Source organism: Sorangium sp. So ce1504 (assembly GCF_051521635.1).
GTDB lineage: Bacteria > Myxococcota_A > Polyangia > Polyangiales > Polyangiaceae > Sorangium > Sorangium cellulosum_B.
Genome location: NZ_CP150365.1, coordinates 3,344,377 through 3,360,028, shown reverse-complemented (window position 1 = coordinate 3,360,028; position 15,652 = coordinate 3,344,377). Strand labels below are relative to the sequence as shown.

The window sequence follows — 15,652 nt, the reverse complement described above, 5'->3', positions numbered from 1 at the left end:
TCCTCGATTACCTCAATCGTACGCCGCGACGCCGGTCCCGAGCCGCGGCGACAAGGGTTGGGCCGCTCGCATCAATGCCGCGCGCGGGATCTAAGCCGGGCCTCGGCGCGCGCGCGCGCTCTGTCCAGAGAGCCGATCTCGCCCCCCGGGTGGGACAGGAGGCTGGACAGCTCGCGGACGTTGGGGCGGCGGAACATCTCGACGATCGGGAGCTCCACCCGGAGCGCCTTTCGTATCCGGTTCGCGATCCGGACGAGCTGGATCGAGCTCGCGCCCAGATCGAAGAAGCTCCGCTGCACGCTGATCTCGTCGAGCCCCAGCACATCCGCGACGATCGCGGCGATCTGCGCCTCGTTGCCGTCTTGCGGCGCGGCGTGGGCCTCCGCGGGAAAGGGCGGCGCAGCGTCCTGCCGCCGGGTCAGCGCGCCGCGATCGACCTTGCCGTTTCCAGTCAGCGGCAAGGCGTCAATCGCAACAATCGCGGCCGGGACCATGTACTCCGGCAGCTTGGTCCGCAAGAAGCCGCGCAGCGCCTCCTCGATCCCCGCTCCGCCGTCAGGCGCCGGGACGACATAGGCCGCGAGGCGCCGCTGGCCGCGAGGATCTCCCTTCACGACGACGGCCGCGGCGGCGACGCGCGGGTGCTGGACCAGCGCCGCCTCGATCTCGCCGAGCTCGATCCGGTGGCCGCCGACCTTCACCTGGGTGTCGCGACGACCGAGGAACTCGATGTCCCCGCCGGGCAGGTAACGGCCCATGTCCCCGGTGCGATAGAGCCGCTCCCCCGTGCGCGGGTGGACGATGAAGCTCGTTCGCGTCTCGGCCTCGTCGCGATGATAACCCTGCGCGAGCCCGATCCCGCCGATATAGAGGTGACCAGGGACCCAGTCCGGACAGGGGTCGAGCGCGTCGTCCAGCACATCGAAGCGCTGGTTCACCATGGGGCGACCGTAGGGGATGCTCTTCCACCGCGGATCGACGCGCTCGATGGGGTAGAGGATCGACCAGATGGAGGCCTCGGTCGCGCCGCCCAGGCTGATCACCTCGACCGGCCTCGCTCCGGCCGGGCGCGCGGCTGCGAGCGATCGGATGCGATCCGGCAGGGTGACCGGGATCCAGTCGCCGCTCAGCATCGCGAGCCGGAACGACGCCGGCATCGCGCCCCTGCGATCCTCCGCGTGCTCCACCCAGATCTCCATCAACGCCGGGACGGAGTTCCAGAGCGTCACCCGCTCCTCGGCGAGGAGCTCGGTCCAGTGCGCCGGGTCCAGCCGCCGCTCGTGCTCGGGCAACACGATGGTCCCGCCAGCGGCGAGCACGCCAAACACGTCGTACACGGAAAGATCGAAGCTCAACGACGACAGCGCGAGCACCCTGTCCCCAGGGCCGACGCCGAACCGCTGGTTCACGTCGAGGATCGTGTTGACCGCGCCGCGGTGATCGATCCGGACTCCCTTCGGCGCGCCGGTCGATCCGGAAGTGTAGATGACGTAGGCGAGATCCTCCGGCGCCTGAAGCGGCTCGATGGGCTCTGCGGGAACGGAGGCCCAGGCGGCCTCGTCGTCGACGGAGAGGCGCTGGACGTCCGCGGGCCAGAGCGCGCACGCGTCGACCCACGTCTGCGTCAGGACCAGGCGGGCCTCCGCGTGCTCCAGCAGCGCATGCAGCCGCTCGGGGGGGACGGCCGCGTCGATCGGCAGGTACGCCGCGCCGGACATGAGCACGCCGAGCACCGCGACGACCTGCTCCCAGCCCTTGTCCATCACGACGGCGACCAGGCGCCCCCGCTCGGCCCCTAGCTCGCGCAAGCGGCGGCCGACCCACGCGGCGCGGTCGTGGAGCTCCCCGTACGAGATGCGCCGCCGCGGGCTCGCCACCGCCTCCTGCGCCGGGCTGCGCCGGGCCTGGTCGGCGAACAGGGTGTGGAGCAGCGCGCTCGAGATGGGCGCGGAGGTGGCGTTGGCGTGAGCGCGCTGCTCGAGCTGCGGCGCCGGAACCGGCAAGAGCTCGGCCGGCGACGCGCTCCAGGCGGCGTCGTCCGCGGCGAGCTGGCGCAGTAGCCGGCCATAGGCGTCGAACATCGCGTCCAGCACGCCCTCCGGGAAGGCCGCGTCGATCGCGTCCCAGTTGAAGAGCAGCCGCCCGTCCTCCTCGATGGTGCTGTGGTCCAGGCAGACCTGCGGGGTCTGGCTGATCCCGTGGACGGTCTCCCCCAGCCAACGCATCGGCCAGTCCCCGTCCTTCTGCAGCCCGAGCGCGCTCGTGAAGACGATGGGCACGAGGTTCTCGGCCACCTGCCCGCGCGCGCGGTTGAGCTCGCGCAGGACGCGCACGCCGCTCGTGTGCAGGTGGTCCAGGTCGCTCCGGAGCTGCGCCCAGAGCCGCGCCGCGCGCTGCTCGAACGTGCCGGGCGCGGCGTCCACCTCGAGGAGGATCGTCGACGTGAACTCGCCAACGAGGTCCTCGACCTCCGGGTGCAGCGGCAGGCGCCGCGACGCCGTGAGGACGATGCAGAAGCGAGGGCTCCGGCTCCATGCGGCCAGCACCTCGGAGAACGCGGCGCAGAGGACCTCGCTCGGCGTCGCGCCCTGCCGGCGCGCGAGCTCCTTCAGCCGCTGCCAGGGGCCTCGCTCGAGCGCGCCGGCCCGCCGCGTGAAGCGCGCGCGCTGCCCGGGCTGGATGGGGAGCCGCGGGAGCTCCGGCGCGTTCGGCAGCGTCGGGATCCGCTCGAGCCAGTAGGCATCGGACAGGCGCGCGCCGTCGGAGCCAGCCAGCGCCGCCTCGGCCAGCACGTAGTCGCGGAACGAGAGGGAGATGCGCCGGCGCGAAGCATGCGGGTCCTGGTAGTGGTCGCGCCACTCGGCGAAGAGCCTCAGCATGCTCGTGGCGTCGACGATCAGCAGGTCGATGCTGAAGTGGACGCGGACGCGCCCCCCCGGGAGCATCGCGGCCCGGATGTCGAAGAGCGGCCACTCGTGCGGCGCGTAGAGCCGGTGCGACATCGTCTCGCGCAGCTCGGCCAGCGTCGCGGCGATCACGTCAGCCGGGCGCCCCCGGAGATCGATCGTCGCGATCGCATACGGCGGCACCTCCTCCAGGATCTTCGCCTCGCCGTCCGGGAGGATGACGGCCCGCAGCATGTCGTGCCGCTCGATCAGCGCCGCCCAAGCCGAGGAGAGGCGCTCGACGTCGAGCCCCTCGGACTCGAGCTCGATGTAGTAGTGACATCCCACGCCGCCGAGCTCGGCGGTCACACCCCGGCCCAGCCAGTACGCCTGCTGGATGTCGGTGAGCGGGAACGGTCGATGCCGCTCCTCGGGCGCCGGCTCGATCACGGGGGGCGCGGGCACCGCGCCCACGTCGTTCGCGACGGGCCCCAGCGCCATGCGCTCGAGCAGGTGCGAGGCGATCGCGGCGATGCTGTCGTGCCGGAGCAGCGCCGCGCCCGTGACCTGGATCCCGAGGGCCGACTGCAGCCGGTTCTTGAGCTCCAGCGCCATCAGGGAGTCGAAGCCCAGGTAGCGCAGGCGGTCGGTCCGAGCGATCCGGGAGGGAGCCAGCCGTAGCACACGCCCCACCTCCTCCACGAGCAGGCGTTCGACGATCGCCGCCGCGTCCCCGGGTGTTCGCTGCTCGAGCTCCGCGCGGATCGATATCGCCGGCGATGCCCGACGCTCGGCCTCGAGCACCTCCGCCCAGAAGGGAGCGCCGGCCACGCCGTGCGCCTCGGCCCAGCGTCGCGCGTCGAGCCGGGCGACGGCCACCTCTGCCCGCGGGCGAGCGAGGAGCCGCGCGAGCGCATCAAGGCCCTCCTTCGGGGTGAGGCCCGCGAGGCCCCGCGCCGAAAGGCGCTCCCCTCGGTTCTCTTGCGCAGCCGCGAGGCCCACCTCCGAGAACGCGCCCCATCGGATGCTCATCGCGGGCAGGCCCAAGCGCTCCCGCCGGCGGGCGAGGGCGTCGAGGAACGCATTCGCGGCCGAGTAATTACCCTGCCCCGGCGAGCCCAGGAGCGAGGCGGCCGACGAGTACAGCACGAAGAAGTCGAGCCGGAGGCCCGCGCTCATCTCGTGGAGGTTCCACGCCCCGAGCGCCTTCGGCGCGAACACGCGCCGGAAGCTCTCCTCCGAGAGCTCGAGGACCGTGCGGTCGTCCAGCACCGCCGCCGCGTGCACGACGCCGCGGAGCTCCGGCAAGGTGGCCTCGATCGCCGCCGCTACCCGCGCCACGTCGTCGCGCCTCGAGACGTCGGCCTGGAAGACGGCGATCCGCGCGCCGGCCGCTTCCATCGCCTGGATGGCCCTCTGCGCGTCCTCGCCCGGACCGCGGCGCCCCACCAGCGCGAGATGCCGCGCGCCCCGGCCAACCAGCCAGCGCGCGAGCGCGAGGCCCAGCCCCCCGAGGCCGCCGGTGATCAGGTAGGTCGCATCCCCGCGGATGGACGCGACCGCGGCCACGTCGGCCTCGAGCCGGCCACGGACCAGCCTCGCCACGTACCGGTCGCCGCCCCGCAGGGCAACCTGATCCTCGCCCTCGTTCGCTGCGAGCTCCCGGAACAGGACGTCCGTGGAGACCACGCCCGCCGCGGGGTCCAGATCGATCCGCTTGCACCCGAGCTCGGGGTGCTCCAGCGCGAGCGCCCCGGCGAGCCCGAGGAGCGGCGCCTGCGACACCCACGCGGCGTCGCAGGGTAAGGGCCGCTGCGCCCCGCGCGTCACGAAGAACAGCCGCGGGGCGGCCAGCGTATCCAGCGCGATCCCCTGCACCATGGCTGCGGCGCTCACGCTGCCCCGCACGAGATCCGCTGCCAGGCTCTCGGCCGTGGTCGCCTCGAAGGGCACGGCGTCCAGGCTGAAGAGGTGCACCGCGCCGGTGCAGCGCCTCGCGTCGCCGAACGCCTCGCGCAGCAGCCGCCGGTAGTCGTCCGCCTTCGAGGGGTCGATCCCGTACCGATCCGGCTCCACCCGCTCGTACCCGGCGCTCGCCGAGACCAGCACGCACTGCTGCCCCTTCGAGCGCATGTGCCCGCAGAGCGCTGCCCCCACGCCGCCCTGGTCGGCGAAGATCAGCCACGCGCCCGCCGGGGCCAGCGTCGCCTCGGGCAGCGGCGCTGCGCGCCGCCACGCGACGTCGTAAACGCACCCGGCCAGCGCATCCGCCTCGCCTTCAAGGTGCGCCTCGGGGCGCACGACCACCTCCGAGAGCGGATACGCGGCCTCGTCCTGGTCCAGCACCCGGACCTCCTTCGGCCTGCTGGCCGGCCTCCCCACGCCCTCGAGCCAGCAGCGCTGGCGCTGCCACGGGTACGACGGCAGCCCGATGACGCGCCCGCCTCCCACAGGGAGCCGCTGCCATGAGACCGGATGGCCGTGCACGTACAGCCGCCCGATCGATTCAAGCAGGCTGAGGAGCTCCGGCTGCCCCCGGCGCAGGGACGCGATCGCCGCGCCCTCCGCCCTGACCTCGCGCAGGTTCTCCTCGACGGACGGCAACAGGATCGGGTGCGGGCTCATCTCCACGAAGAGCGCGTGCCCCTCGGCGATCAGGCGCTGCACCACCTGCGAGAACCGCACCGGCCGGCGCAGGTTGTCCGCCCAGTAGCCCGCCGAGAGCTCGTGGCCGCGCAGGAGCCGCGTTGTCACGGTGGAGCGCATCGGCACGCGCGCCGCCATGGGGGCAACTGCCTGCAACGCGACGAGCAACTCGCCGCACAGGGGATCCATGGATGGGCTGTGCGACGCCACGTCCACCTTCACCCGCTTGCAGAACACGCTCCGGGTTTCCAGCGCCGCCAGCACCTCGCCGAGAGCATCCGGATCGCCAGCGATCACGGTGGACTGCGGGCCATTGCTCACCGCCACGCTGAGGCGATCCTCGTACCCCGCGAGCGCACGCTCCGCGTCCGTCATGCTGAGCTCGACGAGCGCCATGGCGCCTCGGCCGCTCACCGCGCGGAGCAGGCGGCTGCGCCGGCAGATGACGGCTGCGGCGTCCTCCGGCGACAGCGCGCCCGCCACGTGGGCCGCGGCCACCTCGCCCATGCTGTGGCCCACCACGGCGTCGGGCTCGACGCCCCACGCCCGCCACAGCGCCGCGAGCGCCACCTCGATCGCGAACAGCACGGGCTGCACCACGTCGATCGACTCGAGCCGCCGCGCGCTGTCTTCGGCCGCCAGCACCTCGATCACCGAGAAGCCGGCCTCGCGTCGGATCGCCTCGTCGCACGCCGCGAGCGCCCGCCGGAACTCCGGCTCCTCCGCGAAGAGCTGCCGCCCCATGCCTGCCCATTGCGAGCCCTGCCCGGGGAACACGAACACCACCTTCGGCGGGGTCTCCGTCGCCTTGCCTTCGAGCACGCCCGCGGCGGCCCGCTCGCCCCGCGCGTATGCCGCGAGCGCGGCCGCCAGCTCGTCCTTGCTCCCGCCGGCCACGGCGAGCCGGTGCTCGTGATGGCTCCGCCGCGCGCTCGCCGTGTACGCGATGTCGCCGAGGCGCGCTTCCGACGCCGGCAGGAAGGTCGCATAGGTCGCCGCCAGCGCGCTCAGCGCCTCCGGGCTCTTGGCCGACAGCGGCAGCAGGTACGCCGTCGCCTCGTTCGCGGGCGCCTCTGCGGGCGCCTCGACCAGCGCTCGCCGCGGCGCTTCCTCGAGGAGGACGTGGGCGTTGGTCCCGCTGAAGCCGAACGAGCTCACCCCGGCGCGGCGAGGCGCGCAGTTCGCCGGCCACGGGACCGGCTCGGACACCACCTGGAGCGGCAGCTCCGACCAGGCGATGTGCGGGTTCGGCGCGGTGAAGTGCAGGCTGCGCGGGATGCGCTCGTGCGAGAGCGCCAGCACCGCCTTGATCAGGCCCGCGACACCCGCGGCGCCCTCGGTATGGCCGATATTCGTCTTGACCGAGCCAATCCACAGCGGCGCCCCGGCTGGGCGCCCCTCGCCAAGCACCGCGCCGAGCGCCTGCGCTTCGATCGGATCGCCCAGCGGCGTCCCCGTCCCGTGGGTCTCCACGTACCCGACCGACGCCGGGCTCACGCCGGCCTGGGCGAGCGCCTGCCGGATGACCGCCTCCTGGGCGGGGCCGTTGGGCGCCGTCAGGCCCTGGCTGCGGCCGTCCTGGTTGACGGCCGAGCCCCGGATCACCGCCAGGATCGGATCGCCGTCCCGCTCCGCGTCCGACAGCCGCTTGAGCACCAGCACGCCGCAGCCCTCCCCGCGCACGTAGCCGTCCGCGTCCGCGGAGAACGCGTGGCATCGCCCCGAGGGCGACATCGCGCGCATCCGGCTGAAGTAGACTGTCAGCTCCGGAGTCAACACCAGGTTGACCCCACCGGCCAGGGCCGTTGTGCATTCGCCCGAGCGCAGCGCCTGACAGGCAAGGTGCACCGCCACCAGCGACGACGAGCACGCGGTGTCCACGGCCATGTTGGGCCCCTGCAGCCCGAGCCAGTACGACAGCCGCCCCACGGTCGCGCTATGCGCCGATCCAAGGAACGAATAGGGATCCAGACGCTCGGCGCCGCGGGCGAACATCAAGCCCTGGTAATCGTTGCCGCAGATCCCGACATAGACGCCCGTACGGGTGCCCGCGAGCGCTTCGGCTGAGATGCCCGCGCGCTCGAGCGCCTCCCAGGTGGTCTCGAGCAGCAGCCGCTGTTGCGGGTCGATGCTCGCCGCCTCGCGCGGCGAGATGCCGAAGAAGGCGGGGTCGAAGCGGTCGACGTCCTCCAGGAACCCGCCCCAGCGGGTCACCATCTTGCCCGCCGCCTCCGGATCCGGGTCGTAGTACGCGTCGATGTCCCAGCGCTCCCGCGGCACCTCGCGGACCGCGTCGACCTCCCCCTCGAGCAGCCGCCAGAAACTCTCCAGGTCGTGCACCCCGCCCGGGAAACGGCAGCCGATGCCAACGATGGCGATCGGCTCCTCGCGTGGAGCAACGCGAGGCTGGACCGCGGCGAGCGCGGCCATCTGCTCGTCAGGGGGCAGAACCTCGTCGAGCAGGTAGCGCCGCAGCGCGGCGACGGTGGGCCGATCGAACAGCAGCGTGGCCGGCAGCGCCTTGCCAACCCGCGCGGAGAGCGCGTTGCGCAGCTCCAGCGCCATCAGCGAGTCGAGCCCCAGCTCCTGCAGCGGCCGCTCCGCCTCCAGATCGCTGGAAGAGGAGAGGGAGAGGACCCTGGCTGCCTCGCCCCGCACCATCGCGTCCACCTCGGCGGCGCGCGCCTCGGGAGAGAGCGCCGCGAGCCGACTCCTCCAGGTCTCCTGGGTCGCAGCGGACGCGCGGCGGGTTGCCTGGGTCGACCGCGGCTGCACCAGCGTTCGCCACACCGGAGGGACGTCGGCCCCGAGCGCCCTGCCCAGCGCCCGCAGGTCGAGCTCCAGCGCGCCGAGGTGCGCCTCGGGCCGCGACAGCGCACGCCCGAGCAGCGACAGCCCCTGCGCCGGGGCGAGCGCGCCCACGCCCATGCGACCAAACCGCGCCCGCTGCTGCTCGCTCAGCGTCTCGACCATGCCGCCTTCTGCCCACGGGCCCCAGCTCACGCTGTGCGCGGGCAGCCCCTCGGCCCGACGCATCTGGGCCAGGCCGTCGAGGTACGCGTTGGCTGCCGCGTAGTTCGCCTGTCCCGCTGCGCCCAGCAGCGACGCGCTCGACGAGAACAGCACGAACAACTCCAGCGGCACCGTCCGCGTCGCCTCGTGCAGGTTCCGCGCTCCGTGCGCCTTGGGCGCGAACACCTTCGCGTACTGCGCCTCCGTCTGCTCCGACAGCACCCCGTCCTCGAGCACGCCCGCCGCGTGGATCACGCCCCGCAGCGGCAGCTCCGCCGGCACCGACGACACCAGCGCCTGCACCGCGGCAGCGTCTGCCACGTCCGCCTGCACCACCGTCACCCGCGCCCCCGCCTCGCGCAGCGCCTCCACCGCCGCGCGCTGCGCTCCCTCCGGCGCCCGCCGACCCACCAGCACCAGGTGCTGCACCCCGTGCTCCTGCCGCAGCCAGCGCGCCACGTGCAGCCCCAGCGCCCCGAGACCACCGGTGATCAGCACCGTGCTCTGCGGTGCTATCAGCGCCGCCTTCGGCGCCGGCAACAGCACAATCTTGCCCGTGTGCCGCGCCTGCGCCATGAACCGCAGCGCCGCCTCCGCCTCCGTGACCGCGAAGGCGCGCACCGGCAGCGGGCGCAGCCACCCCGCGGCGAACCCTTCGCTCACCCGGCGGAACATCTGCTGGATGCGCTCGGGCTCCACCTCCAGCAGGTCGAATGCCCGGTACATGACGCCCGGATGGGCCGCTCCCACCGCCTCGGCCGAGCGGATGTCGGTCTTGCCCATCTCCAGGAAGCGGCCGCCCGCCGACAGCAACGACAGGCTCGCGTCCACAAACTCGCCCGCCAGCGCGTTCAGCACCACGTCCACGCCGGCCGTCCTGTACGCGTCGGCGAACGCGAGCGTCCGCGAGCTCTCCACCCGCTCGACCCCCATCGCCCGCACCACGCCCCACTTCGACGGGCTTGCCGTGGCCAGCACCTCCGCCCCGAGCCACTGCGCCACCTGCACCGCCGCCATCCCTACGCCGCCGGCCGCCGCGTGCAGCAGCAGCCGCTCGCCGCGCTTGAGCCCCGCAAGCTCATGCAGCGCGTACCACGCGGTCAGGAACACGATCGGCAACGCCGCCGCCTCGGCCGCAGACAGCCCGACCGGCTGCGGGCTCGCCAGCCGCGCGTCCACCGTCACGAACCGGCGGAACGCCCCCGGCGCGATCGCCATCACCGCATCGCCCACGGCCAGGTGTTGCACGCCCTCACCGAGTGCCGTGACGACGCCGGCGCACTCATGGCCCATCTCCGTGCCCTCGCTGGGATCCATGCCCAGGGCCCGGATGACATCGCGGAAGTTCAGCCCGGAGGCCTTCACCTCGATCTCGATCTCGCCCGCGCCCGGCGCTCGCCGCTCGGCCGGCAGCAGACGCAGCTGATCGAGCAGCCCCTTCTGCGCGATCTCCAGCCGGTACGACGGCGCATCCGGAACCGACAGCCCCGAGCGCGCTGCAACCCGGCACAGCCGCGCCACGAGCCGCTGGCCCGCGCGCCAAGCGATCTCGCGCTCGTCGTCCGGCCTGCCGAGCTCGTGCCACAACGCCTCCACGACGTCGCCAGCCCCGGGCTCCAGGTCCACCAGCGTGCAGCCGAGCTCCGGTCGCTCCAGCATCACCGAGCGGCCCAGCCCCCACAGCGACGCTGCGGCCGCCGCCACCGGCTCGCCTGGGCGCACCGCCTGCGCGCCTTCCGTCACCCACACCAGCCGCGGCGGCGCCTTGCCTTCGCGCCGCGACAGAGCCTGGACCACCGCGAGGGCCTCTAGGCTCGCCGCCTCGGCGCGCTCCGCCGTAGAGACGCCCGCGCTCCCGCCCCACAGGCACACCACGCCCTGGAGCCGCTCCGGGGCCGCCCCATCCAGCATCGCGGCGATCGCGCCTGCCTCTCCCGCGAGCTCCGCCGTCGTGCAATGCGCTCCCGCAGTCCGGAGACGCGCCTCGAGCGCCCGCGCGAACTCCCCGCCCTCGCTCGGCCCGTGGAGGAGCAGCCACGCGCCCGAAGGCGGCGTCCCATCGCCCGTGGGGCGCCCCTCCTGCCAGCTGATCGCATACAGGTCCTCGAGCGGCGCCGCCGCCATCGCTCGCCGCAGCGCCGCTGCGTCGGCACGCTTGAACCGTACCCCGCTCAGCTCCGCCACCGCCGCGCCGCCCTCGTCCAGCACCAGGACGTCGCCGGAGAGCACCTCCGCGTTGCCTTCCACCGCGCCCGTCGCCCGCGCGTGGACCCAGGCCGACGTGACCCCCGGCTGCCACATCACGAAGTCGCCGACCTCCCACGGCAGGTACGTCTCGCTCCCGAGCTTCGCGCCGAAGACCGCGACGAGAACCTGCAACGCCGCGTCCAGCAGCGCCGGGTGGGCCCCATGGGCCCCGGCGTCCTCGCCGGCCGCCGCGGGCAGGGCGACGCGCGCGACGACCTCGCCATGCCCACGCCACAGCGCTTCGAGCCCGCGGAACGCAGGGCCGTACGACAGGCCCATGCCCTCGAACGCCCCGTACAGCTCCACCACATCCACGCTGGCGCTGCAGCGCGCGCGCGCAGCAGCCAGATCCACCAGCGCGGCCGGCGCCTCGCGGGAGGCCGCCCGGAGCCGGCCCGTGGCGTGCTCGGTCCATGCGTCCTCGTGCCGTGAGGACAGCGGCTGGCTGTACACCGTGACCGCGTGGCCCGCGTCCGTCGCCTCCGACACCACCACCTGCACGCGCACCCATCCCTGCTCCGGCAGCGACAGCGGCGCGCTCACCACCATCCCCTCGACCCGCACCGACGTCCCGAGGCCCAGCGCCTCGCCCGCCGCCCGCGCGAGCTCCAGCAGCCCCGTCGCCGGCACCACCGCCTGCCCGAGCACCCGGTGGTCCATCAGGTATGGGATCGCGTCCATCCCGAGCATCGCCTCGAACACCGCCTTCGCCCCAGCCACCGCGATCCGCGCGCCCAGCAGCGGGTGCTCCGACGGGGTGCTGCGAGCGCCTCGCGGCGTGCCCGCGCCTTCGATCCAGTACCGCTTTCGCTGCCAGGGATACGCCGGCAGCGCGACCACGCGCCCGTCCTCGGGGTACAGCCGGCCGAAGTCCACGGCGTGGCCGTGCACGTACAGCTTCGCGAGGGCCGAGAGCATGCTGCCGCGCCCCCCTTGGTCGCGGCGGAGCGTGGGGATCGCGCGCCCCTCCGCCCCTCGTGCCGAGAGACACCGCTCCACGCTGAGCGACAGGACCGGGTGCGGCCCCACCTCCACGAAGGTCTGGTACCCGTCGCCGAGCGCCGCCTCCACGGCCCGCGCGAAGCGCACCGGCTCGCGGACGTTCCTCGGCCAGTAGGCCGCGTCGAGCGCGCCGCCCTCGATGAGCCCGCCCTCCACCGTGCTGTACATCGCGATCGCGCCCTGGCGCGCCTCCAGCGCTCCGAGCTCGCGCGCCAGCTCGCCGGCCAGCGGGTCCATCTGCGGGCTATGGAACGCGTAGTCCACGCGCAGCATCCGGCCCTCCACGCCCTGCCGCTCGAGCCGCTCCAGCACCTCCGCCAGCGCCGCCGCCTCGCCCGACAGCACCACAGAGCCCGGATCGTTGACCGCCCCGATCGCCAGCCGATCCTCGTAGCCGCGGAGCACCTGCGCCGCCTCCTCCTCGGGCAGCGCCACCGAGGCCATCTTCCCGAGCCCCGTCGCGCGCTGCATCACCCGCCCGCGGGTGCACACCAGACGCACCGCCTCCTCCAGCCCCAGCGCCCCCGAGATGTGCGCCGCCGCCACCTCACCGACGCTGTGGCCGATCACCGCGTCCGGCACCACCCCCCACGACGCCCACAGCGCCGACAAGGCCACCTGCACCGCGAAGATCGCCGGCTGCGCCACCTCCGTCTCGCCCAGGCGGGAGGCCTCTTCCTCGGCCGTGAGTTCCGCGAGCAGCGAGAAGCCGGCATACCGCTGCACCAGCGGCTCGCACCCCTCGACCGCGGCGCGGAACGCCGGCTCCTCGGCCAGGAGCGCGCGGCCCATCCCCGCCCATTGCGACCCCTGCCCTGAAAAGACGAAGACAACCTTTGGCGGCGTCCCAGGCGCTCTGCCGTAGCTCAGGCCGGAAGGCTGCTCCCCGCGCCTGAAGGCCTCGAGCGCCGCGGCGATCTCCTCGTTGCTCGTGCCCACCACCGCGAGCCGGTGCTCGTGGTGGCTCCGCCGCGCGCTCGCCGTGTAGGCGATATCGTCCAGGCAGGCGCTGCCCCCCGAGGGATCCGTGGACGCGGCGTCCCGACCCGCGTGGACGGAGAGGGTGCGACCGTAGGCCTCGGCCAGCGAGGCCAGCGCCTCGGGGCTCCTGGCCGACAGCGGCAGCAAATGGGCGCGAGCAGGCGAACGCTCACCCGCCTCCTCGGTGCGAAACGCAACCCCGTGACGAGCGAGCGCGCTCCGCGCCCCGAGGAGTGCCCGCGCGGCGCGCTCCACGCGATCGAGTGAGGCGACGACCGGCGCCTCCGGCGCCCAGGCTCGGCAGCACTCCTCGATCGAGGGCTTGACGATGGGGTGGGGTGCGAGCTCGAGGAAGACCGGCGGATGCTCACCCGCGTCGGCGAGGACGCGCGCGATCGCCTGCGCAAAGCGCACGGGCTCGCGGAGCTGCCGCGCCCAGTACGCCCCGTCGAGATCCTCGCCGCGCGCGGGCTCGCCGGTCATCGCCGAAACCAGGGGAACCGAGGCCGCGCGCGGGCGAAGATCGCCCAGCAGGGCCGGCAGTAGCCTCGCGATCTCGTCCATCGGCGGCGCGTGCACAGCGACGCTTGCGCCCACGGGACGGCAAAAGATACCTGCATCCGCCAGCTTCGCGAGGGTCTCCGCCATCGCCTCGGGCTCGCCGGACAGCACGGTCGCGGTGGGGCTCGCGGCGATGGCGCATGCCAGGCGGCCCTCGTAAGGCGCCACGAGCGCCTCGGCGTCTTGCCACCCGACGGCGACGAAGGCCATCGTGCCCTTCCCCGAGGCGCGCTGGACGAGCCGCGCCTGCTGGCAGAGGACACGCGCCGCGTCCTCGAGGGTCAGCGCGCCCGCCACATGCGCGGCGGCAACCTCGCCGATGCTATGGCCGACGACGACGGAGGGCTCGAGCCCGAGCGATCGCCAGAGAGCGGCCAGCGAGACCTGAAATGCAAAGAGCACCGGCCAGAGGACGTCGACGCGCTCGGGCAGCGCGCGGGGCGCTCCCGCGAGGATCTCATCGAGCAGCGAGAAATCGAGGTAGGGCCGCATGCTGCGATCGCAGCGCGCGAGGCTGGCCCGGAAGACAGGCTCGCCGAGCACCAGATCCCGACCCATGCCGGGCCACTGCGACCCCTGCCCGGAGAACACCCAGGCGACCCGCCGCGCGGAGTCGCCCTTCGCGACGTAGGAGGCCGCATCGAGCGCCAGAGGTCGCGGGAGCCCCTCCAGCACGACGTGCGCGCCCGTCCCGCCGTACCCGAAGGAGCTGACCCCTGCCCTCCGGGGTTCCTCCTCGGGCGCCGGCCACGGCGAAAGCTCCGTCACCACGCGCAGGCGGAGCGCGTCGAAGGCGATGTGGGGGTTCGGCCGCTGAAAGTGCAGGCTCGGTGGGATCACGCCGCGCTCGATCGCGAGCGCCGCCTTGATCAGACCCGCCATGCCGGCAGCCGCCTCCAGGTGACCGATGTTGGTCTTGACGGAGCCGATATGCAGCGGCCGCTCGGGCGGGCGCCCTGCTCCGTACACGGCACCGAGCGCGGAAGCCTCGATGGGGTCGCCGAGCGCCGTCCCCGTGCCGTGCGCCTCCACGTAGTGCACGCTCGCCGGCTCGATCCGCGCGCTCCGGTAGACGTCGGCGAGCAACGCGCGCTGCGCCGCCGGATTGGGAGCCGTGAGACCGTGGCTCGGGCCGTCGTTGTTGACGGCGCTGGCGCGGATCACGCAATAAACTCGATCTCCGTCCCGCAGCGCGTCCGAGAGTCGCTTCAGGGCCACGACGCCGGCCCCCTCGGAGCGCACGTAGCCGTCCGCAGACGCGTCGAACGCCTTGCAACGGCCGTCCGGCGAAAGCACCCCGAGCTTGCCGAGCCCCGCCGTCCTCTCGGCGAGGAGGAGGAGGTTGACCCCGCCAGCCAGCGCGATGTCGCTCTCGCCGCGCCGCAGGCTGTGGCAGGCCAGATCTACGGCGACGAGCGACGAGGAACAGGCCGTCTCGACCGTCATGCTCGGCCCCATGAGGCCGAGCGAATACGAGATCCGGTTCGAGATAATGCAGCTCGCACCTCCCGTGTTCGTGTGGGCCGTGATGGCGGCGAGCCCGGCGCGGTCCTGCAGCACCGCGTAGTCATCGAAGATGGCGCCGATGAAGACGCCGGTCCGGCTCCCCTTCAAGGAGAACGGCGGCACGCCCGCGTCCTCGAGGGCCTCCCACGATAGATCCAGGACGATCCGCTGCTGCGGATCCATCTGCGCAGCTTCACGGGGGGAGATGCCAAAGAACGGCGCGTCGAACGCGTCGACGCGCTCGAGGAAGCCGCCCCTGCGCGCCGTCAACCCGCCCGGCGCGCTTGGGTCCGCCTCGCCCAGCGTGTCTGCGCCCCACCTGTCCTCGGGCACCTCGCGGATCGCGTCCGCGCCGCCCGAGAGCAGCCTCCAGAACGCCTCGACGTTCGGCGATCCCGGGAACCGACACGCCATGCCGATGATGGCGATCGGCTCGTCTGCCGTGCGCTCCGAGCGGTCGGGCGCTGCCTCGGAGCCCTCGCGCGTCCCCTCTACGACGTGGCGCGCGAGCGCGCAGATCGTCGAATGCTCCCAGACCAGCGTGGGCGAGAGCGGTCGCCCCAGCACCTGCGAGAGCTCGGCCAGGAGCCTCGTCGCTCCCAGCGACCCCAGGCCATAACGGCTGAACCGCTCGCGAACATCGATGGATTGCGGAGCGACGTCGAGCCGCGCTGCCAGGTGCGCGACGAGCCAGTCCTGGATATGCTCGATGGTCGGCTCGCTCGCCGGCCCGTCTGCACGGTGCGTCATACTATGCTCCTCAATGAACAGGAGGGTGGTTCAGTCGAAAGCCAGTCTTAGTATTCCCGTTC

At 73.3% G+C, this 15,652-nt stretch carries 1 protein-coding gene; it reads right to left on the bottom strand.

Going from position 1 to position 15,652, the window contains the following annotated elements; all coding sequences use genetic code 11:
• Positions 1-71: 71 nt before the first annotated feature.
• Entirely contained in the window at positions 72-15,590 is a 15,519-nt protein-coding gene (locus WMF39_RS13010) for an amino acid adenylation domain-containing protein (RefSeq protein ID WP_437745841.1), read from the bottom strand.
• Positions 15,591-15,652 lie beyond the last annotated feature (62 nt).

Excerpts from the sequence above, each read along its gene's own strand:
- WMF39_RS13010 (WP_437745841.1), bottom strand. The coding sequence starts at position 15,590 with ATGACGCACCGTGCAGACGGGCCGGCGAGCGAGCCGACCATCGAGCAT.